Consider the following 21,381-nt stretch of genomic DNA (forward strand, 5'->3'; position numbering starts at 1 on the left):
TTATGACGCTGTTACTGAAGAGTTTATTCTTTCCAGACCGACGAACCCTCATCTTCGCGATTAAGGGCGTGATCTCGATGGCGCTCGCCTTATATGTGGCCATGTTCTTAAATCTAGAACGGCCATATTGGGCGCTGGTGTCGGCGGTATTTCTGCAAATCCGCCCCGAAAGTGGACTCGTGATCGAAAAGGGCTTATGCCAAATCGGCGGCACCTTAGTCGGCGCGATCGCGGGGATTGCCATACTCAACTGGTTTACGCCCTATCCCGAACTCGCCTTAGGATTACTCGCCTGCTGGATAGGGCTAAATTCTGGGTTGTCGGCCATGGTGCGCCAGCAAAACTTTGTCTATGCCTTTGCTATGGCGGGCATGACCGCCTGCTTGATAGTGCTCATTGTGATGGCGAGCCCAAGCACGGCCGATAGTGCAAAAATATTCGATGTGGCACAGTCGAGGATCAGCGAGATTGTCGTCGGGGCGATTTGCGCCGTCTTGGTCAGCTCGCTACTTTGGCCGACTAAGGTAAAACATAGTCTGCAATTACATGCTAAAAACACCATTAATCATACGCTTAACTATCTTGCATTAGAACTCGATTTACAGGGGGAACATGCGAGTCGCCATGAACATATCGACACGATTATGGAGTCAGTATCGGCGCTGAGTGACGACTCCAGTGCGGTGATTTATGAAGGCCCCGAGGGACGCGGGCAGAGCCATGCGGCAAACTTTCTCTGCAATAAAACCCTTTCGCTATTGGCGGCAATCCAAATATTTGGCCGGCTGCAACGCAATCATTCCCATCTTGTTAGCGAACCACTCGCGAAATCCTTAGCCAATATGCGCAGCAGTTTTACCTTGATGGCGCAATCGAGTGATTACCAAGAATGCTACAAAATGGCGCGCACCTTGAGGTATCAACTCCAGCAAAACCTGATGCAATACCGTGACCGCGCGCCGCTAGAGACGCGCTTACTCAAAGTCGCGATGGAATTAAGCGCCGATCTGATCATGGTGCTCAAGAGTTACAACGTGCTGACCAGTCATTCTGCGGTGCAGCTCAACGCGCCGCCGATGGAGTTTCACCGAGATCCATTAATAGGCGTTACCACGGGCCTGCGCAGCATGGCGGTGTTTGTCATTGGGGCTTCACTGTGGATTGGCACAGGGTCGAGCGCGGTCCTCATGATGATCCTGCTGCCCGTCGTCTTTTCCATCATGATGGCGCGCCAACCACTGCCGATGTTAACCACGATTTTGCGCCGCATTCTTGTCGGCATCACTATCGCTGTGCCCCTCACAGTGTTTTATGCTTTACCTTTGCTGGCACAGAGTAGCGGCGATTTCGAAATCCTCGTTTTAGTGCTCGCTGGGCCGTTTTTTATTGGCTTACTCGCCTTGGCGAATCGACCGACCTTGCCCTATGGGCTCGGCATTTGCGTGCCGTTTGCTGTGTTAGTGCAGCCCAGCAACACCATTTCATTTGCGATAGAAAACACCGTCAGCAATGCCTTAGCGATTTTTGTTGGCGTTACTGTGCTGTATTGGTTGTTTAAATTGATTACCGAACCCAGCCAGCGGTTGATGCAATATCGTCTGCTGCAATCCATCCAAAAAGATCTGGTGCATATCGCGCAGCATGATGATCCTGATCCTTGGTTTAACGCCCGCATGGGCGATCGACTGCTGCGGATCGCCAGTTATGAAAAAGGCTCGGGCAAGAGTTCGAGGGTATTTACCGATCTGGTGTTTACTGCACTTAATCTAGGCCATGTGTCGATTCGGATGCGGCGCATGTTGCAGGGCATTTCAGATACGCACTTAAACTTAGGCTTAGAAAATGCACTCAACCTCTGGCAACACAATTTAGGTCAGGCATTTATCGCCTGCGCCCACGGACAAGTCGCAGAAGAGTTTAAAATCAGCAGCGAGGCCTTATTACAAGCGCTGGCCCAATGTCCGTTACCCCACGAACAATTCACTATGATTACTGGGATGTTTGAACGCATCACTTTAACCTTCGAACGCACAGCCCACAGTATCGCCGAGCAGAAAAACACCTCAGAAAAATAGTCAGTTCTCAAACTATTTTTCGCCCCAAAAGCCGCTCTTTTACTGCCACCAAAACCATTTAAATCCAATAGAAGCTTGATATTTGGCCGATAAAATGCCTTAATATAGTTAGATCACTAACTATATTGGTGATATAAATTCAGTTATCAACCAAGGAGCAATTATGTCTACGGAGAACCCACCAGAGGAAAATCTCATCTCGCAAGTAGCAAGCTTTACCCGATTACACGCTAAGGAATCAATGCAGTTTATGTGTTTACTTGCAATATTAAGCACCTATCTCTTTGTCATTTTGAAACCGAGTATTATTCAAAATAACAAAGCGTTAGGAGAAAAATAACCAATGAATTACCTCGCTTACATTTCCTTAGCTATCTACTTTATCGTTATGCTCGCCATTGGCTTATTCGCTTACAAAAAATCCACCAGCGATGTGTCAGGCTATATTCTTGGCGGCCGTAAGGTAAGTCCACAGGTCACCGCACTTTCAGCGGGTGCATCTGACATGAGTGGCTGGATGCTAATGGGTCTTCCCGGTGCAATGTTTTTGGTTGGTTTCGAAACCATTTACATCGCACTTGGGCTATTGATTGGTGCTCTAATCAATTACTTGGTCGTTGCACCAAAACTTAGGGTTTATACCGAGGTAGCGGACAACGCCCTCACTATCCCGGAGTTTTTTGCTAAACGCTTCGGCAATGCTAACGGCAGTATCCGTATTATTTCGGCCGTGATCATTGTGATCTTCTTTACCTTGTATACCTCAGCAGGTTTAGTGGCTGGCGGTAAATTGTTTGAGTCAGCATTTGGCCTGAACTACGACATAGGTTTAGTCGTCACACTAGCGGTTGTGGTTTCTTATACCCTGTTAGGCGGATTCTTGGCAGTGAGCCTCACTGACTTTGTCCAAGGCTGTATTATGTTTGTCGCCTTAGTCTTAGTTCCTGTCGTGGCATATCAAGAATTTACCAGCGCTGACACTATGTTGAACTTTGCGTATCAGTCGATTCCACACTTCACCGATGCGATGCAAAACGTCACTATGTTAGGGCTTATCTCAAGCTTATCTTGGGGACTCGGTTACTTTGGCCAACCGCATATTATTGTGCGTTTTATGGCGATTCGTTCAGTAGCTGACATTAAAACTGCCAGACACATAGGTATGGGCTGGATGACAGTGACCATTGTGGGTGCACTGGCAACAGGTCTTGTTGGTATCGCTTACGCCAATAAATTTGGTATGAAGCTGACCGATCCTGAAACCATCTTTATCGTGTTTTCTGAGTTGTTGTTCCATCCGATCATTAGTGGCTTCTTACTGGCCGCCATTCTGGCCGCGATCATGAGCACCATTTCATCGCAGCTATTAGTGTCATCAAGCTCGCTAACGGAAGATATCTATCGCGTTATTTCGAAGAAAGAATCTACCGAGAAAGACATGGTGAAAATGGGACGCTTTGGCGTAGCAGGCGTGGCAATTGTCGCGAGTCTACTGGCGCTCGACCGTTCTAGCAGTGTGCTATCACTGGTGAGTAATGCATGGGCAGGATTCGGTGCCGCATTTGGTCCGTTAGTTTTGTTTAGCTTGTATAAAGCGAACCTAACCCACAAAGCCGCGATTGCCGGCATAGTGTCAGGCGCAGCTACAGTGTTGTTTTGGATTTATGCCCCGGTATTGGCAGATGGACAAGCCTTAACCACAGTGGTGTATGAAATGATCCCCGGCTTTGCCGTGAGCAGTGTGGTGATTTGGATAGTCTCGTTACTCGATACTGATCCCTGTGCCAAAACCACTAAATTATTCCATAAGGCTGGCCGTGTTTTAGCCGAAGACAGATGAGGCGCGCAGGTATGACTGACTTACCCTGGAAACGCATTGTCGTTAAGGTAGGTAGTGCCCTGATTGCACCCCACAAACAAGGTTGCAGCAGCCACTACTTACTCGGCATTGCCCAATTTATTACTTATTGTCGTGCCCAAGGGATCCAAGTTGTCTTGGTCTCTTCGGGCTCAGTCGCCGCGGGATGGCATCACTTTGGCGAGGTTGATAAACCTAGCGTCACAGTGAAGAAAGCCATGGCAGCAGCTGGTCAGGCCGATATGATGGCCACATGGAACAAGTTATTTGATTTCCCGACCGCACAGCTACTGTTAACCCACGGCGATTTACGCAACCGAGATCGTTACATCAGTATTAAAGATACGATTTTCAGCCTACTCGAACATGGGCTACTGCCTATCATCAACGAGAACGATGCCGTCACCGCCGACAAGCTCAAAGTTGGCGATAACGATAATCTCTCGGCCATGGTAGCCGCAGCAGCAGATGCCGATACCCTGATTATCTGTTCGGATGTGAATGGGCTTTACACACAAAACCCCCATGAAAATCCCGATGCACAGCTTATCAAGCAGGTGACCGAGATTAATGCCGAGATCTACGCCATGGCAGGCGGCGCCAGTAGCGCCGTCGGCACTGGTGGTATGCGGACTAAGATACAAGCCGCCAAGAAGGCGATTTCCCACGGGATCGAAACCTTTATTATCAATGGTTTTGATGCTGACTCATTCAACCAATTGTTGAAGGGCCAAAACCCAGGAACCTTATTCACCCCCGATGAAAAGCCAATGCAAGATCACTTGCACTGGATGACACATACCTCGCAGGCTCAGGGCGAAGTCATTGTTGAAAATGACTTTAATATCTCCCTCGACATCCATAGCGAGCAATTGACCAGCGACGATGTCGTTGCCATCAACGGGGACTTTTCTGCCGGTGACACCATTTTAGTACGCAAAGGTGATGGTACTAAATTGGCCAAGGCCAAATCCAATTACAGCAGTTGTTTACTTAGCTTTATTACGGACCAAGACGATCGCGAGTTTGCCAGTGAATTTCAGCAAAAGACTGGACCGATCATTTCCGAGAAAAACATCGCCATTCTCGAATAAGCATCAGCCGAATAAAACTAAGCGAGTAAACATCTAAGCGGAGTAAATATGAATTTAATCAAAAACTTATCTCAAGAAGCTGCCAAAGCGGCTCTTATTCTCGCCCAAGTTGACGAACAGCTTAAAAATACTGTACTCCTCGACATGGCGCGTTCATTACGTGAAAAGTCCTACGAAATCCAAAGCGCTAACTTGATTGACCTACACAGAGCAACAGCCGATAACGTTGCCCCTGCAATGTTCGACCGCTTAACGCTAACACCAGAACGCGTAGAAGCCATGGCAGTAGGGATTGAAACCATCGCTGCCTTGCCCGATCCGATTGGCAACGAACGTTATATTGGTCAACGACCTAACGGCTTATCCATCAGCAAGATGCGCGTGCCATTAGGCGTGGTTTGTATGATTTATGAAGCGCGTCCGAATGTCACCGCCGATGCGGGTGCACTGTGCTTTAAATCCGGTAATGCCGTGATTTTGCGCGGTGGTAAAGAGGCGCTGCACACCAGTAAAATTATCGCCACCATTTTGCAAAGCGTATTGAAACAATACGGCTTGCCCGAGGCGTTAATCACAGTGGTGCCCGATCCTGACCGTGCACTGATGTTGGAACTGATGCAGCAACGAGATTATATCGATGTGATCATTCCCCGTGGCGGCGAAGGCTTGATTAACTTTGTGTCTGACAACAGTAAAATCCCAGTGATCCAGCATTTTAAAGGCGTGTGTCATTTATACGTCGATAAAGATGCCGATCTGGATATTGCTTTGGACTTACTGCTCAACGGTAAAACCCAGCGCACAGGCGTTTGTAATGCCCTCGAAGCCCTATTAGTGCACCAAGAAATTGCTTCGCAATTCCTGCCTAAAGTGGCCAAAGCGCTGGCCGAGCATAAGGTTAAAATCAATGCTTGTACCCAATCCGGTGGCTACTTCGAAAACTGTACTTATATGGAAGAAGACGATTTCGGCCAAGAGTATTTAGATCTCGAAATCGCCATTCGCCAAGTCGATCACTTCGACCATGCTATCCAACACATTGCCCGTTTTGGTAGCCAGCACACCGAAGTGATTTGCACCGAAAACGAAGTCACAGCCGCACGCTTCCAACGTGCAGTCGATGCTTCAGTGGTGATGGTCAATGCTTCTTCGCGCTTCTCCGACGGCAGCGAACTCGGTCTTGGCGCCGAAATCGGCATCGCGACCTCTAAGCTACATGCCTACGGCCCAATGGGACTCGAATCCTTGACCGCTGAGAAGTATTTAGTCTCAGGTACAGGCCAAGTACGGGCGTAAACCTAAGGTGTAAATCACACTTTTAGGCTTAACAAGTTCGTTGGATTTCGATGCAATTGTAAAGATTAAAGGCCACAGTCGGTAACGACTGTGGCCTTTTTGTTAGCTAAAGGAACTTGAGTCACAACAGCTTTTGTTCCAAGTCGATGCCCTGAAACCGAGTTATAGTAAGGCATGCGCTAAAAGTACAGCGCTCACCGCGACCGCTTATCACAGCTCGCTGACAAACTATTCGCCAATAAGTTACAACCCCGCTTCAACAATTTACACATTGGGCATATTGCATTTATTTTCAACAAACCTATCATGCGATCGATTCTCATTTGCAACTATGTGCTTTATTTGCACTCAGGATCACCAATCATCATTTAATCTGAAATCGCCTGAAAGGATTGAAATACCATGCCTCCCCTATCTGTTTTAACGTCATGGCGCTCGCCATTGATCCCTGTACTTCTCAGCACACTCACTTTGACGGTTCAAGCCAATACGGACCCTAAGCAGGATGAGAAAGAAGATACAGAACAGATAGAAAGATTAAACGTAGTCGGAACCTACACCCGAGCGGCAATGAATAGCGCCACGGGTTTGTCTATGTCACTCAAAGAAACCCCGCAAAGCGTCACTTTGATTACCGAAGAGATGATCAGTGACAAAGGTTTGATCACTATGGAGTCAGTGTTAAACCACACTCCGGGCGTCACTATGGTGGGTGATGCCTCTGAAAACAGTAAGATTTTCGTGCGCGGTTATGCACTCGACAGCGGTGTGCAAATTGACGGCTTAATCACAACCTCTTCATCCCATGTTTACAGCGGCTCAATTGATCAAGGTTTAGACCCTGTGATTGCCGAACGGGTTGAAGTGTTAAAAGGTGCGGCCGGGATCTTAAGCGGCTTAGGTGAACCTTCTGCCACGGTTAACTTTATTCGTAAACGCCCAACGGATGATACCCGCGCCACGGCAAGTGTCAGTTATGGCTCGTGGAATACCTATAGATTAGAGGCCGATGTTTCTGGCTGGCTCACGGATTCGGGCAATGTGAAAGGTCGATTCGTCAGTGCGGTGAAGAAAGGCGATTCGTTTATCGACCGCTATCAACGCGATACCACAGTGCTTTATGGCGTGGTTGAAACGAGTCTAGGTACAGATACTAGCTTGTCACTGTTTGCGGACTATCAAAAATCACAAACCGATGGCGTGTATAACTGGAACTCTAATCCTGCATTTTATACCGATGGCACAGCTGTCGATTTCGGCCGCAGTTATTCCAGCTCACAGGACTGGACCCATTGGGACGTGACCCAAAAAAGTCTCATGGCCGAGTTTAAACATAGATTCGATAACGACTGGTCACTGGTCAGTGCCTACCGTATTGCTAACGCCACCATAGATGCATTGGCCTTTTACCCTGGCGATAACATAGTGAAATCAACCGGCGAGTTTGTCGGCCCTTGGGGCGATACCTATTCCGCCCAGCATGATAGAGAATCCGATACCAACAGCTTCAACCTATACGCCACGGGTAACTTCGACTTACTCGGCCGTGAGCATAGTGCGGTGATCGGTTTTAACTATGGTGACAACGAGTTTGACAACATCAACACGAACTCCGCACCCCAACGTCGCTATAACGTGGCAGATCAAGGCAATTATCCCAAGCCTAATCTGCCTAATTCACCCACCAATGGCCAAAAAAATGAACAAAGCCAATCGGGTGTTTACGGCACAGTCCGTATCAATGTATTGGATTCCCTGAAGTTAATGGTCGGCGGACGCGTGAGTAACTGGTCCTACGAAAAACATGATCTCGTGGGCAATAGCACAGATGCGACCATGGAAAAAACCGGCATTTTCATCCCCTACTATGGCCTAGTCTACGATGTGACCGAACAAATCTCTGTCTATGCCAGCCGTACTGAAATCTTCAAACCCGGCACCTATTTTGGTGAAGATGGCCAACTGCTCGAACCCGCAGAAGGCACCAACATCGAAGGCGGCATCAAGGTCGCACTGTTCGATGACACCCTCAATATGTCAGCGGCAATCTACGAAACCAATAAAGACAACGAACCCGAATATGCGGGTAAAGGTCAGCTACCTTCTGGGGATTTTATCTACGAGAGTGTCGATGGCATTACCACTAAGGGCTACGAGCTAGAAATTGCCGGACGGCTTACCGATCTTTGGGATATCAGTGGCGGTTATACCCATAACGACGCGGAAGATGAAGATGGCCTACGCCGCCAAACCTATCTCCCCGAAGATATTTTCAAACTGACCACTAAGTATAACTTTGAAGACATCCTCCCCGGTGTTACTGCGGGCGCAAGCTGGCGCTGGCAGAGCAGTACCTTCTATCAAGGCACTATTTGGGGTGTCGATGGCGCGCCGAATGTGGCTTACCGCCAAGCACAATCCGCCTACTCACTCGTCGACTTAATGTTTGGCTACCAAATAACGCCGTCGATTTCGATGCAAGTGAACATCAACAATATTTTCGACAAAAACTATAACCGCTCACTCTGGGGCTACGCAGACTTTGGCGAGCCACGTAATGCCACGCTGTCATTACGTTGGACACTGTAAATTTTGCACCCAACACTAAACTATATTAAGGATAATCAAATGAAACAAGCACTTGTACTACTCACTTTACTCGGCGGTATCGCCTTTTCGGCTCAAGCACATGAAGTATGGCTTGAGCGCAGCAGCGATGGTTCGGTCAAAGTGCAATTTGGTGAACCGGGTTCAGAGTACGCCACAGCCGAAGAGTTAGCGTCATTAAGCGCGGCACGAATTTTCGACGCCAATGCCAAAGCGCCGCTGACCGCCACAGCGCAAGCCGATCATTTGCTGGTCAAAACACGCGATGGCAAGAGTGATGTCAGTTTCTATGCCGATACCGCGTGGCAGCCATGGAAAACCGAAACCGGATTGCAGGCCGCAATACTTTATGCCCGCACAGGACAAGAACACACCAAAGCGCTGCAAGATTTTGAATTTACGCCAGTAAAGTCAGGCGCTCCCGAGTTTTTGCTTAGCTATAAAGGCGCACCACTGGTGAATCATCCAGTGCAAGTGTATCGCCCCGGTTTTTGGAGCAAGTCTTTCACTACCGATGCCCAAGGTAAATTCGCCCTCGATACCCCAGATGCAGGCCGCTACTTGCTCGTCAGCAACCACACCACTGAAGGCAAACAAACACTGGCTGGCAACGAGGTTGATAGCGTTTTACACATCACCACCACGAGTTTTATCACTCAGTAATAATCTTAATAGTGAGATGGAGTTAACGTGCGGTATTTAATGATAGGTTTATACCTGCTGTGTTTTGCAGTCCACGCAAGCGCAGTACCTGTAACAGTCGCCTTGCCCCAAACGGGCAGCACCAATGAACTGTTGCCACTCAGTGGCTCCATTAAATCCGCACGGGTGGCTCGCTTATCGGCACGTACCGATGGCCTAGTCGCCAAAGTGCTGGTCGATGCGGGCTCCCAAGTCCGCGCAGGCCAGCCTTTACTCGCACTCGACGATACCTTAGCCGTACATCAATTAGCACAGCGTCAAGCCGATGTGATGGCCGCTAAGACCATGCTGGCAGAAAAGCAGCGACTCCTCACCGAGGCGCAAACACTCAGCGCTCAGCAGTTATTCCCCGAAACAGAGCGCGCGATTCGCCAAGCGGCGTTAACCGAGGCCGAAGCCAATCTGCAGAGTTTAACGGCAGCACTCGCACACCAAAAAGAGGTAGTCGTCCGTCACCAACTGATGGCGCCGTTTGCAGGGGTGATTTCCAGTAAACAAACTGAAACCGGTGAGTGGGTCAATGTCGGCACTGAAATCTTCACCTTAGTGTCCCAAGAGCAGCTCTGGCTCGACATTCAAGTGCCGCAGGAAATGTTCCAAAGCGTAGCCACTGCGACTCACGTGGACATTGCCGCCGACATGCTGCCTGAACAAGCGTTTATCGGCCATGTGAGTGCCCTTGTCCCTGTGAGCGACCACAATGCTCGCAGCTTCTTGGTACGCTTGACTATTCCCGAAGCGGATGGACTTTTGATGCCCGGCACATCGGCCACTGCGACCTTCCACTTACAGCGAGCGCAACACAGTGTTGTCGTACCGCAAGATGCCCTAATCCGTCACCCCGACGGCCAGTTCAGTGTCTTTACCGTGCAAAACAACATAGCCCAACGGCATACCGTTCAAGTGGGCCATACGAGCGCCATCGGGATTGAAATCCTCAGTCCATTACCCAAAGACGCGCCCGTGGTGATCCGCGGTAACGAGAGCCTACAAGACCAACAGTCAGTCTCTGTGCTCAACTCTGTCATAGGAGGTTAGTGGGATGCTGAAGTTTGGTATTAAACATGGCACCTTACTGTCGGTCATCGTCTTGATATTCTGCGTGTTGGGCACGGCTGCCGCACTGCGTATCCCAATCCAAATGATCCCCGACTTAGATGTGCGCACCATCAGTGTCGCCACAGGTTGGCCGGGAGCAACGCCGCAAGACGTTGAAAAAGAAATTCTACTTGAGCAGGAACGCTACCTGCGCACTTTGCCCAACTTACAACGCATGACATCTTGGGCCGATACAGGTTCGGCATGGGTAGAACTCGAATTCCCCCAAAGCACTGAGATCAGTGACGCGCTTATTCGTGTTAGCAATGCGCTCAGCCAAGTATCGTCTTATCCAGAAAACGTCGACCAACCACGGCTTTACAGCAGTTCATATTCAGACAACGCTTTCATGTATTTCCGTCTCGTGCCTGTCGCAGGCAACCCGCTGAATCTAGATATAGATATGATGCGCGATTTCGCTAACGACTTTATTCGCCCACAAATGGAGCGCGTCAAAGGCGTCTCCTCCGTCACCATTCAAGGCGGTGCCGAACGGCAAATCCAAATACTGCTCGATCCCGCCAAACTCGCCCAACGCGGCATCAGCATTATGGATGTGCGCCAAGCCATTAGAGATCGCAACAAAGACACCTCTGCGGGCGATATCGACAGTGGTAAAAAACGTTATTTACTGCGGGTGATTGGCCGTTTCGAGGATTTAAATCAACTTAAGCAACTGATTTTAAAACGCCAAGGTAATACTAATATTCTGCTTCAAGACGTGGCCGAGATAAAACTCGACCACGCCGAGATCCGTGAGCTGTCCTTTGCCGAACAAGAACGAACCCTCAGCTTAGCGGTTAAGCGGGACGTCGGTTCTAACGTTATCGCCATCAAAGCCGCCATGATGCCAGTGGTAGCGCAGATTAATCAAAATCAACTCGCCCAGCACGCCATGCAATTAGAGTTATTCAGTGATGATGTGCGCTATGTGCAAGATTCGGTTGCAAATGTGTGGGTGAATTTGGGCCTAGGTGCATTGCTGGCAACCTTAGTCATGTACCTCTTTTTGCGCTCGAGTCGAGCCACCCTGATTGGTGTTATCGGTATTCCGCTGTGTACCTTAGCCGCCTTCGTCGGGCTGCTAGTATTTAATCGCACTATTAATGTCATTTCCCTCGCGGGTGTGGCCTTTGCCATAGGCATGACAGTCGATAATAGCATTGTGGTACTCGAAAGCATTGAACAAGCCCGCAGACGCGGATTAGATCGTCTCGAAGCAGCCATCAGTGGCATTTACGATGTGTGGCCTGCGGTACTGGCCTCGACACTCACTACAGTGCTGGTGTTTGTACCCATTCTATTTATCAAACAAGAAGCGGGACAACTGTACTCGGATATTGCGATTGCCATCGCTTCATCTATTGTCGCTTCTATGTTGGTCGCGGTGTTCATCGTACCCGCCGCTATTGCCCGTTTTGGTTTCGGTAAGATACGCTCGGCAAGCACAAACCCAAGTGAGCCGCCCAAAGCATCACGCATATTGAGCTTAGTCAGCCAGCTGGTGCTATCGGCAAAACGCCGCGCCGCTGTGATTGTGCTATCGCTCGTCTTAACGATTGGGCTTGCAGCTTGGCTTATGCCTCCGGCCGAATATTTACCCGAAGGTGAAGAACCAAAAGCCTTTACCTCTATGGTCGCGCCTCCGGGTTACAACCTGTCGGAAATGGCTAAAATTGCAGAAGAATTAACGACTCAGCTATCTGCGAGAGTCAATGCCGAGGCGTCATCCTTTGAATCTGGTGAGCAAAAAATTCCGCCGCTAAAATACTATACCCTCAGCGTGGGTGTCGGCAGTATTTGGGTGATGAGCGAGCCCGTTCGCAGCCAAGATATGGATGCCATGATGAGCTCACTCACCGCCTTGTTTGAGCAATATCCTGGCATGCGCGCCTATTCATCGCGGGGCTCCATTATTTCCAGCAACGATGGTGGCACCCGCGCTGTCGCCTTAGATATTTCTGGCCCGAATCAAGCCAGCCTCTATCGTGCTGCCGAAGCGGCGTATCAAGCGGCGGAAAAAGTATTTGCCGAACCACAGCTGTATTCAGACCCATCGACCTTGTCGCTAGACCAACCACTGTGGCAGATTTCCCCTCGCTGGCAACGTCTTGTAGAACAAGATTTTAGCGGCAGCGAGTTTGGCTATGCGGTTTCGGCACTGAGCGATGGCGCCTATGTCGACGAGTTTTTCCTCAATGATAACAAGGTTGATATCTTCCTCTTTAGCCTTGCGGGCAATCAACAGAGCCTGTCGCAATTGGCGCTCGCACCGATAGTGACACCTAAGGGCAATGTGTTGCCACTGCAAGCCTTGGCCGATATTAGCGAGCAGATGGATAGCGACAGTTTACGCCGCGTCGATGGCCGCAGAACCGTGACCCTTTACATCATTCCGCCGCGCGCCATTGCGCTGGAAACCGCAGTGGCGAAGGTGCGGGAAGAACTAGTCCCTATCCTCTATCAACAAGGGGCGGTCGGCAAAGATGTCAGTTTGGATATTTCAGGCGCAGCCGATCAGCTCGAAGCGACGAAAGCGGCACTTTCTAGCAATTTTCTGGTCGCCGTATTGATCATCTACTTGTTATTAGTCGCAATTTTTAATCACTGGGGTTATCCGTTATTTGTGCTGATCACTATCCCACTCGGGCTCGCAGGCGGGTTAGTCGGCTTACAAGCGCTGAATTATACTGGCAGCTTGTTTGCGTATCTTGGCGGCCAAGGTTGGCACCAACCCTTTGATATGATTACCATGCTTGGATTTTTAATCCTGCTCGGCACAGTCGTTAATAACCCGATTTTGATCGTGGAGCAAAGCCGTAAAAACCTGCAATCGGGTCTGTTTAGTGTCGTTGACGCCGTAAAATCGGCCGTCGCTAATCGCTTACGGCCGATTTTAATGTCTACCGCGACGACCTTGTTTGGCCTATTGCCGCTGGTGTTATTCCCCGGTGCGGGCAGCGAGCTCTACCGCGGCGTTGGCATAGTGGTGTTGGCAGGCCTTATCGTAGCAACGCTCCTCAGCTTAACCTTTTTGCCCGCCCTGTTAATCTCTGTGTTGTCCTACACCAACAGGGCCAATTTAACCGCCAGTTCAGCCAAAGTGGCACGCCATCATGATTGAGAAAATCGCCATGACTCAGCCGTTAATGCAAAGACTAACGCGTTGGAAAAATTCCGCTATTTGGCGCGATAGTCTGCACATAGGTAATCGCTGCCTCGCAGCAACCTTTGGTGGCTATTTGATAAGTGCGGTCGCGACTATTTTGCTCGCGCAAATCCTGCCGTTATCTCAGGTTGATCGGGTGTTAACCGCCATGATGCTGTCATTTACTGTGTACACCTGCGCTGTGCTGTGGGTCTTTAGTGTTAAATCAACATGGCGATACTGGCTGGATTTATTCGCGCTTAGCGGTCTGCTGTATTTAGCCTACCTTGCCACTAAGGCGTTGGATATCAATCCTATTCAAGGTGGCGGATTATGAAAGACTCCTTTTTTCGTTCAATGACTTGGCTACACACTTGGGTGGGATTACTCACCTGCTGGGTGTTATTTCTGGTGTTTTTTGCCGGAACAGCGGCCTATTACCGTGCTGAAATTAACCTATGGATGCAACCCGAAAACCACGGCAGCCAATATGATGTCAATGCGGATAACCAACAGCTAATACTCAAAGGTCTAACGGCCTTGGCACAGCAAGCACCCGACGCTGAGACATGGTGGGTGTATCTGCCCACACAGCGGACGCCATTACTGACCTATGCGTGGAGTGAACCTGCCGCTGAAGGCCAGCGATTTGGTGATTATCATCAAGGCTTTATTAACCCTGCGACGGGTGAAGCCCTGCCCAAAGCACGGGAAAGTCGAGGTGGCGATTTCCTCTATCGACTGCATTTCGACTTGTACTACATGAGTGTGCTCACAGCGCGTTGGATCGTCGGTTTTTGTACTATGTTCATGTTGGTCGCCATCATCAGCGGGATAGTGATCCACAAGCGGATTTTTAAGGATTTTTTTAGTTTTAGACCCGGCAAAGGCCCGCGCTCTTGGTTAGATGCCCATGTCGCCAGCTCAGTGCTCGCATTGGCCTTTCATCTTATGATCACTTACACCGGCCTAGTGACTTTGATGTTTATGTATATGCCATGGGGGCTGAGCACGCAATATGGTGATGAAACTCAAGCCTTTTATTCGCAATGGAAACCCATTTACCAAACTCCCACCGCCACGGGCACGCCAGCCACTATGCTCGATAGTCAGAGTTTACTCAGTGCGATTCACAGTGTCGTGGGTGAGTCACCAATTGAAGGCTTGCAGTTTGATAATCTCAACGACAGCAATGCCAGCGTAACAGTCAAAATCGCCCCTGAGCACAACTTAAATCAGCAAGCGCCTTGGTATCACTTGTCTACTGTGACAGGTGCTGTGTTGGCGCAGTCGGCAGTGACTTCGGGAGCGAATCAAACCCAAAGTGCCATGATAGCCCTGCACAGTGGTCGCTTTGCTGGCCAAGGCCTACGTTTACTGTATTTACTGGCGGGATTAACGGGCTGCGTGATGATCGCCAGCGGCGCGATTATGTGGGCCGAAAAACTGGCACAAAAGCAGCTTAAAAAAGATAAGAATCATAGCGGGCTCACGCTAGTGAACATGTTGAATCTCGCAACCTTTGCTGGCTTACCCATAGCGCTAGCCTGTTATTTTTATGCCAATCGACTCTTACCCGTCACCTTTGCTGATAGAGAGAACTGGGAAATCCATTGTTTCTTTATCAGTTGGGCGTTAGTCACACTGCTCGCTTGCTTCAAACGAGATAAACAAACATGGCAACGACTCTTTTTACTCACCGCCTTGCTTTATGGCCTGTTACCCCTGCTCAATGCCATGACTTCACAGTTTCAGCTGATAAGCAATTTACAGCGCCAAGTCTATGTTCTCGCAGGATTTGATCTCATGATGCTCGCACTTGCGGCGCTGTTTTACATAGCAGCCAAACGCTTGCGTAGCCCTAAAAAAGTGCTGGCTACACAGGTAACCAAAGCGACGGCAGAATTAGGAGTTGAATCATGACAGCCACAGTCGAATTGTTAACCTGTTTTATCGCCATGGGGCTGTTGGCCTTATCTTATTTTAGCCACCATCGCGCCGTGCGTAACCGCCCGTTAACCGATGCACAAGCACGTGGATTTCGCACAGCTGGCACTGCAATGCTCGTCCTGTGCTATTGGCTTGCCAGTCGTCATTACGGCCCCGCATACGCCAGCGTATTACTGCTCGGCTGGGTGTGTTTAAGTTCAATAATCCTAGTAATTTTACTCAGCTACAAGCCTCGCTGGTTACAACCCATATTACCCGCCAGCACCGTCGTGTGTTTTCTCGGTTTGTTGTATTAAGTCACCATACCAAGCGCCGAATAACGTCAATCATGAACGAGGTTGGAAAGGTAGGAGATAGGTTTAGCTTGATAAAAAATCGCTGAGTGTGAAGCGGATAGCCAAACTATAATTCGATAGAATTATAGTGAAAATGCTTAAGCACTCGCATTCCAGTGACTCGCCGTGAATATATCCCTATAGGCTCGACGGCGGCATCTGATGTAGAAGGACCGACGAATGTCGCGATCACATGGATGTGAAAGAGCGACCATGCCGCCAACGGTCACTTACATGCGAGTGCTTAATCTCGTTAATCCTGAGACATCACAGTAAAACCAAATATTCTCGATGAAGCAGAAGAATTGACATTGATTGTTAACCACAGTTTTTAAATAAAAAAAGTAATCTCACGGAAATGAACATTTTATCTTCATGGATTACAAGCATTGTGACCGAAAGTACTTAAGAAGCTCTTCACCAGCGTCTCCTAAACCATAGTTTTCAAAAATTGAAGAAAGTAAACCCTTTGATTCAAGTCTTGCGCATAAGAAACCTGCATTTTTCTGCAAATTTGGAGGTAAAACGTCAAGAATGTCTTTCACTCGAAATAAAGTATTTCCCGACCCAGTTAATAGAGATTTATGTTCTAGATAAATCTTTCCAATCTCACCAAACATGCTGGCTTCTGATGGTGACATTTCACCTATGACGCTCACTAAATCAAAAGAAGGAATAGAGGTAGCCCGCTTACCAATGATTGATTCAGCGATGATTCGAGCAATGGCGGATATTCTTTCAGTATCTGCTATTTTTATCGCTCGGCTAAATGCATTCTGCGAAAGATCAAAAAACTCTTCTGATTTTATGTACTCTTTATCTACTATTTGATCGCTTATGTAACTCAACTCATTCTTGATTTCGCTAAACATCGATTCAATACGACGCTGATATATTTCATTCGCCATTGAGTTGAAGTGAGAATCTAAAAAAGCACCAATAACAGGTAATGACGCAACAACTGATTTAGTCCAAGGGCTGTCACCATATTTTTGAATCAAAGATTCAACTAAATCATTTGGATCTTTTTCTGCTAATTTATGACTTTCCATTCCTTCCTCCTACTCCTATATGTGTAAACTCAATTCTGCCTATACCTATATGTGTAAACTCAATTCTGCCTATACCTATATGTGTAAACTCAATTCTGCCTATAACCACACATCATAAATTATCAATTAAAATCAAAAATATATACCGTTTCTTATAGATAGTTCAATATAAAAAATAGTTAAAGTAAAAATGCTAGCCACCACTTTTTACTCAAGAAAACAAACCCAAAAGACATGACGGGCAATCTCTTCGGGCCTAAATTTCATACCTGATGTCGCAGAATACAATTCCCCTCGGAGTTGCCGCAGGGCGAATGACAAATTCGCGTGAGTCTCGCCATGGATGGCGAGCTAGCTTTCGCAGGTGCATGGACGCATCCTTCGGAAGCGATAGCAAATTTGTCAATGAGCACAAGGGGCTTTCAACTCCGTTGGGGGCGGCAAGGGAGATCCAAGAGGGAATTGCTGTTGATCCCCTCTTGGTCGGGTGTGGGTTGAAGACCCACGACGTTAATCAAGCGCAGCTTGATAATAAAATCACAACAGTGATTAACCCAAACTTATTCCCCATCACACTGTGACTTACCTGCTTGATAGCAACTTGGTTGACGTGGGCATACGGCGCCGCGAGAGCAAATAAGGCGGGCGTCGTTTTTGATCCCGCGCTCTATCCAGTTGATATTGAGGATTTTTGCGACGCTGACCAGATCGCTTTTAATGTGTTTGGGAATAGTGACTGAACCGCCGCTGGCGACACAGGCATTCTTCAAATCGTGGGCGATAGACAGGGCATCTTTACCTTGGGCTTCAATCGCTGGATTCAAATCGATACCAGCGCAGAGCACATGCGGGTTGCCCGCAGAATCTTCGACTTTAATCGACTCGCAGCAGTAAATGCGTGGTTCGTTGCCGACGTTTAAAATCGAAATCTGTGCCGAAGTGCCGACCGTCGGCTCGCTGATCATCCTAAAGACGGCCCAATGCTGACAAGGGTCTTCCACTAGTCGCATATTGCCCCAAGGCAGTGGAATCCCGTTACCACGGTAAACGGCTTTGAGCTTGCCCGGTGCGTAAGCATCGAAATAATGCCAATGGGGATAAGGAGAGACGACAGTCATACGCCGCATGGCGACTGAAGCTGACACTTGCAGTTGCTTGTGTACTTCAATCTCATAACCGTGGCGGTCGAGTAATTGGCGATAAGGCACTTTAGGACACAGCAGCGCACCGGCGAAGAAGCTCGATTCAAAATCGCGCCATGCATGCAAGATATCCTGCGCGTTCAAGGTATTGGACTGCATACCCGCCTCTTCATCCACTTCTAATTTGCGGCCTGAGATCATCACACTCTTGAGGCCGTCCTTGTTGTGCAACACGCAATGACCTATGTGCACGGCTAAATCATATTTGAGTCTGTTGGGGCGATTTTTGAGGATTTTATTTACATAAATCGTGCTCGGCGGCTCAATAAATGAGGTGACCAACTGACGCGAACTCACGCCCATTTCATCGATAACTTCCTGCGGCGTACTGTCTATCCACTTGATTTTTAATCCCATTCCCTTAGCGATATCCAGCATATCGTCCAGAGATAAGGGCATACGTTTGAGGCCGACGTCTTCGGCGGCACGTTCAAGATCGGGGAAATGATTTTGATGGTGTTCTTGATGGGCGCGGATCAATAAATGGGCAAACTGCCGACCTGAGATCCCTGTTTGCGACAGCATCTCAGGTATCGCTATTTGTAAAATATCATTGGAAAACAAAAAGCTGGGCTCGAGTGCCATACCGCTTATGCCACCACGTCGGCCCTTGTCTGGCGTAATGGCGTTTTCTTCGGGCACATCGTCTAAGAACCATTCGGCGTCTTTTTGAAAAACCGCGGCGATCACAGCCAGCATTCCTGCACTCGGCACACGCTTGCCACGTTCGATCATCGACAAATATGACACAGAGGGCGCACTTCCCGCGTCGACTCGAATGCATCGTGCCGACAAATCTTCCATCGTTAAATTATTACGTTTCCGTAGGTTACGTATTTTTGTGCCTAGGAAATGTGATTTTCTCATCAAGCTCTGGTCATTGCGCATTTTGTAAAATTCACAGTGTAAAATTTTTATTGTGAAATTGTAGTCAAAAAAAGACTAGACTACAAATCAAGCAATCAAGGAAAGGCTAATGCGAACAAGCTAAGCCATTCCAGTACAAGAAATGCTTAACCACTCCCACTAAAAGTGGCTAAGCACTCAAAGCGGACAAACCAAATTGAAGACAAACTTTGATAAGCCAAAAGTTAAATCAAAACCCTGAATTTTTTTAAATTGAAAGAGTGAGAGGAACAAGCGATGAATATGTCAATTATCAAGAGCAACCAGATCCAACCGAATCTAAACAGCCTCATCGCAGAAGAAGTGCTAGCCGTGGCCCAAGTGAATGTCGCCGAGCACGAGAAGATCGCTAATGCGAAACAATTCCTCGACCGCCTCTTTCCACTTAACTCTGGTTCACACCAAGATGTGAGCAGCTATGTGGTTTACTACCAACACCTGTTGGCCTTTTTTGCCGACGGCAGCCACAGTGGTTTACGTCAGCCAAAACAGTTTGTGGCCTTTAACGGCACTAAAGATGCGCCTTGCGCCATAGTGTTACAGGACCTAGGTTGCCACGTTGAACTCAGTTTCGACCGCAGTGGCATGATAGGTGCGAGAGACGTTGCCAATCTGGAAGATATCCAAATCGGAACGTCATTAAACATGGTAGTCGGAACACCAGAGTCACGTTCTGCCGCATCGCGCCATTGGCTCAGCCTATTACATGCGGGTATGTCCAGCGCCAACGACACCCAAGATAAGTTGTTTACCGCAAAGGATGGCAGCGATTACAACTTGAAAAGTATCGTAAATTTATAATTTCACGCTTTGTAACCTCGCCATTTATTATCTAGCCAAGAAGATGAACTGAGCTCAGTTCATCTTCTTCGATTTACCCTCCTGCTTTGCCAAATCTTCTAAGAGTCAATAAAACTGATTAACTAGATAAGTTTAATTGATTTTATTGAGGCTCATACACACAGCTATAATGCCCTCTTGCATCTGTCTCCATGATCAATCCAATTGATCGCCATTTTGTATCCGTCGCTTAATGTGAAGATCTGTGGTTGGAACGATAAACCGAATCGCTCGAGCCTAAGGCGTTATGAATTCTTCATCGACATCACAGCAAGATAATAAGACTCATCGCATCGTTTTCATCTGTGCGGGTTTGTTATGCCTCGCGCCTTTTATCTCATCGCCCATGGCGCTAGTGCTCGGTTTTACCTTAGCGAGCCTTGGTTGGGTACCAGTGCAATGGAATATCGCCGCACTCACCAAAAAACTCCTGTCTTATTCGATCATTGGCTTAGGGTTTGGGATTAACTTAAACGCGGCGATCGAGGCGAGCACCCACAACTTCGGCCTGATTGTTGGCTCAATCTTTTTCACCCTCAGCTTAGGGTTTGTGCTCACCCGCGCCCTGAAATTTGATCATGTCACGGGCCACTTAATCGCCTCTGGTACCGCTATTTGCGGTGGCAGCGCCATTGCCGCAGTCGCTCCGGCCATCAATGCGCGTAACGATCAAACCGCCACTGCGTTAGCCTGCGTATTTGTGCTCAATTCAGTCGCGCTATTTTTATTCCCCGCTCTCGGCCACTTGCTCAATATGAGTCAATACGATTTTGGCGTGTGGAGCGCCATCGCCATCCACGATACTTCATCGGTTGTTGGCGCGGCTTCAGCCTACGGCGATGAAGCCTTAAAAACCGCAACCACCATAAAACTTGCCCGCGCCCTGTGGATTATTCCGATCGCATTGGTCAGCGCTATGTTGTTTGGTGGCGATAAGCGCAAGCTTAACCTGCCGTATTTTATCGGTTTTTATTGTTTAGCCATTGCCGTGGCCCATTGGTTGCCACAATTCCACGCTGTTTATGACACCTTATTTATGGTGTCGAAACGGGCATTAGTCCTGTGTTTGTTTTTGATTGGTGCAGGAATTACAGTGCAGAAAATACGGGCGAGTGGCCCCAAACCTTTGTTGCTTGGGGTGATGCTGTGGGCAGCGATTGGTATCACGTCTTTAGTGTATATTCTTTATTTTCAATAGCTAAGATTTAACTCAAAGCC

At 48.4% G+C, this 21,381-nt stretch carries 16 protein-coding genes; 14 read left to right on the forward strand and 2 right to left on the reverse strand.

The window, feature by feature from the left end:
• The first annotated feature begins 2 nt into the window (after nt 1–2).
• From FW758_RS12450 to FW758_RS12505, 12 genes are all read left to right on the forward strand, one after another.
• Nucleotides 3–2,075 carry an FUSC family protein gene (locus FW758_RS12450; RefSeq protein ID WP_446445551.1) on the forward strand — a complete coding sequence of 691 codons (2,073 nt, stop codon included), beginning with the start codon at nt 3–5 and terminating at the stop codon, nt 2,073–2,075.
• A gap of 163 nt (nt 2,076–2,238) precedes the next feature.
• Nucleotides 2,239–2,415, forward strand: a complete 177-nt coding sequence (locus tag FW758_RS12455; RefSeq protein WP_006079436.1) for a hypothetical protein — start codon at nt 2,239–2,241, stop codon at nt 2,413–2,415.
• A gap of 3 nt (nt 2,416–2,418) precedes the next feature.
• Nucleotides 2,419–3,915 (forward strand): sodium/proline symporter PutP, encoded by a 1,497-nt coding sequence (gene putP / locus FW758_RS12460; protein ID WP_006079435.1) that lies wholly within the window; start codon nt 2,419–2,421, stop codon nt 3,913–3,915.
• Between the two features lie 11 nt (nt 3,916–3,926).
• On the forward strand, nt 3,927–5,027 hold the full coding sequence (proB, locus tag FW758_RS12465) for a glutamate 5-kinase (RefSeq protein ID WP_006079434.1): 1,101 nt from the start codon (nt 3,927–3,929) through the stop codon (nt 5,025–5,027).
• Between the two features lie 48 nt (nt 5,028–5,075).
• Complete coding sequence (locus FW758_RS12470; protein ID WP_446445552.1) at nt 5,076–6,323, forward strand: glutamate-5-semialdehyde dehydrogenase; 1,248 nt, start codon at nt 5,076–5,078, stop codon at nt 6,321–6,323.
• A 402-nt stretch (nt 6,324–6,725) separates the two neighbouring features.
• Nucleotides 6,726–8,912 carry a TonB-dependent siderophore receptor gene (locus FW758_RS12475; protein WP_446445553.1) on the forward strand — a complete coding sequence of 729 codons (2,187 nt, stop codon included), beginning with the start codon at nt 6,726–6,728 and terminating at the stop codon, nt 8,910–8,912.
• A 39-nt stretch (nt 8,913–8,951) separates the two neighbouring features.
• On the forward strand, nt 8,952–9,593 hold the full coding sequence (locus FW758_RS12480) for a nickel transporter (protein WP_446445554.1): 642 nt from the start codon (nt 8,952–8,954) through the stop codon (nt 9,591–9,593).
• Nucleotides 9,594–9,620: 27 nt separating this feature from the next.
• A complete protein-coding gene (locus FW758_RS12485; protein ID WP_446445555.1) occupies nt 9,621–10,670 on the forward strand; it encodes an efflux RND transporter periplasmic adaptor subunit in 1,050 nt (349 codons plus the stop codon).
• A gap of 4 nt (nt 10,671–10,674) precedes the next feature.
• Nucleotides 10,675–13,854, forward strand: coding sequence for an efflux RND transporter permease subunit (locus FW758_RS12490; protein WP_446445556.1), 3,180 nt, complete (start codon nt 10,675–10,677; stop codon nt 13,852–13,854).
• Nucleotides 13,847–14,215, forward strand: a complete 369-nt coding sequence (locus FW758_RS12495) for a hypothetical protein (protein ID WP_446445557.1) — start codon at nt 13,847–13,849, stop codon at nt 14,213–14,215. The genes FW758_RS12490 and FW758_RS12495 overlap by 8 nt, the downstream gene beginning before the upstream one ends.
• Nucleotides 14,212–15,801: a PepSY-associated TM helix domain-containing protein gene (locus FW758_RS12500; protein WP_446445558.1), complete on the forward strand. Its 1,590-nt coding sequence runs from the start codon at nt 14,212–14,214 to the stop codon at nt 15,799–15,801. Before FW758_RS12495 ends, FW758_RS12500 begins: the two co-directional genes overlap by 4 nt.
• Complete coding sequence (locus FW758_RS12505; protein ID WP_446445559.1) at nt 15,798–16,124, forward strand: DUF3325 domain-containing protein; 327 nt, start codon at nt 15,798–15,800, stop codon at nt 16,122–16,124. The genes FW758_RS12500 and FW758_RS12505 overlap by 4 nt, the downstream gene beginning before the upstream one ends.
• A gap of 419 nt (nt 16,125–16,543) precedes the next feature.
• Here FW758_RS12505 and FW758_RS12510 read toward each other — a convergent pair whose 3' ends face one another.
• Nucleotides 16,544–17,215 carry a hypothetical protein gene (locus FW758_RS12510; protein ID WP_446445560.1) on the reverse strand — a complete coding sequence of 224 codons (672 nt, stop codon included), beginning with the start codon at nt 17,213–17,215 and terminating at the stop codon, nt 16,544–16,546.
• A gap of 560 nt (nt 17,216–17,775) precedes the next feature.
• Nucleotides 17,776–19,305 (reverse strand): DUF3612 domain-containing protein, encoded by a 1,530-nt coding sequence (locus FW758_RS12515; RefSeq protein WP_446445561.1) that lies wholly within the window; start codon nt 19,303–19,305, stop codon nt 17,776–17,778.
• A 255-nt stretch (nt 19,306–19,560) separates the two neighbouring features.
• Between FW758_RS12515 and FW758_RS12520 the strand changes: the two genes are divergently transcribed.
• A complete protein-coding gene (locus tag FW758_RS12520) occupies nt 19,561–20,124 on the forward strand; it encodes a malate synthase (protein ID WP_011845404.1) in 564 nt (187 codons plus the stop codon).
• A gap of 286 nt (nt 20,125–20,410) precedes the next feature.
• Nucleotides 20,411–21,361: a YeiH family protein gene (locus FW758_RS12525; protein WP_446445562.1), complete on the forward strand. Its 951-nt coding sequence runs from the start codon at nt 20,411–20,413 to the stop codon at nt 21,359–21,361.
• Nucleotides 21,362–21,381: the final 20 nt, after the last annotated feature.

Source organism: Shewanella sp. 1180_01, assembly GCF_052850535.1.

Coding starts and splice junctions, on each gene's coding strand:
- putP (WP_006079435.1), top strand. CDS start 2,419: ATGAATTACCTCGCTTACATTTCCTTAGCTATCTACTTTATCGTTATG.
- FW758_RS12505 (WP_446445559.1), top strand. CDS start 15,798: ATGACAGCCACAGTCGAATTGTTAACCTGTTTTATCGCCATGGGGCTG.
- FW758_RS12480 (WP_446445554.1), top strand. CDS start 8,952: ATGAAACAAGCACTTGTACTACTCACTTTACTCGGCGGTATCGCCTTT.
- FW758_RS12470 (WP_446445552.1), top strand. CDS start 5,076: ATGAATTTAATCAAAAACTTATCTCAAGAAGCTGCCAAAGCGGCTCTT.
- FW758_RS12515 (WP_446445561.1), bottom strand. CDS start 19,305: ATGCGCAATGACCAGAGCTTGATGAGAAAATCACATTTCCTAGGCACA.
- FW758_RS12525 (WP_446445562.1), top strand. CDS start 20,411: ATGAATTCTTCATCGACATCACAGCAAGATAATAAGACTCATCGCATC.
- FW758_RS12495 (WP_446445557.1), top strand. CDS start 13,847: ATGATTGAGAAAATCGCCATGACTCAGCCGTTAATGCAAAGACTAACG.
- proB (WP_006079434.1), top strand. CDS start 3,927: ATGACTGACTTACCCTGGAAACGCATTGTCGTTAAGGTAGGTAGTGCC.
- FW758_RS12500 (WP_446445558.1), top strand. CDS start 14,212: ATGAAAGACTCCTTTTTTCGTTCAATGACTTGGCTACACACTTGGGTG.
- FW758_RS12490 (WP_446445556.1), top strand. CDS start 10,675: ATGCTGAAGTTTGGTATTAAACATGGCACCTTACTGTCGGTCATCGTC.
- FW758_RS12475 (WP_446445553.1), top strand. CDS start 6,726: ATGCCTCCCCTATCTGTTTTAACGTCATGGCGCTCGCCATTGATCCCT.
- FW758_RS12520 (WP_011845404.1), top strand. CDS start 19,561: ATGAATATGTCAATTATCAAGAGCAACCAGATCCAACCGAATCTAAAC.
- FW758_RS12455 (WP_006079436.1), top strand. CDS start 2,239: ATGTCTACGGAGAACCCACCAGAGGAAAATCTCATCTCGCAAGTAGCA.
- FW758_RS12510 (WP_446445560.1), bottom strand. CDS start 17,215: ATGGAAAGTCATAAATTAGCAGAAAAAGATCCAAATGATTTAGTTGAA.
- FW758_RS12450 (WP_446445551.1), top strand. CDS start 3: ATGACGCTGTTACTGAAGAGTTTATTCTTTCCAGACCGACGAACCCTC.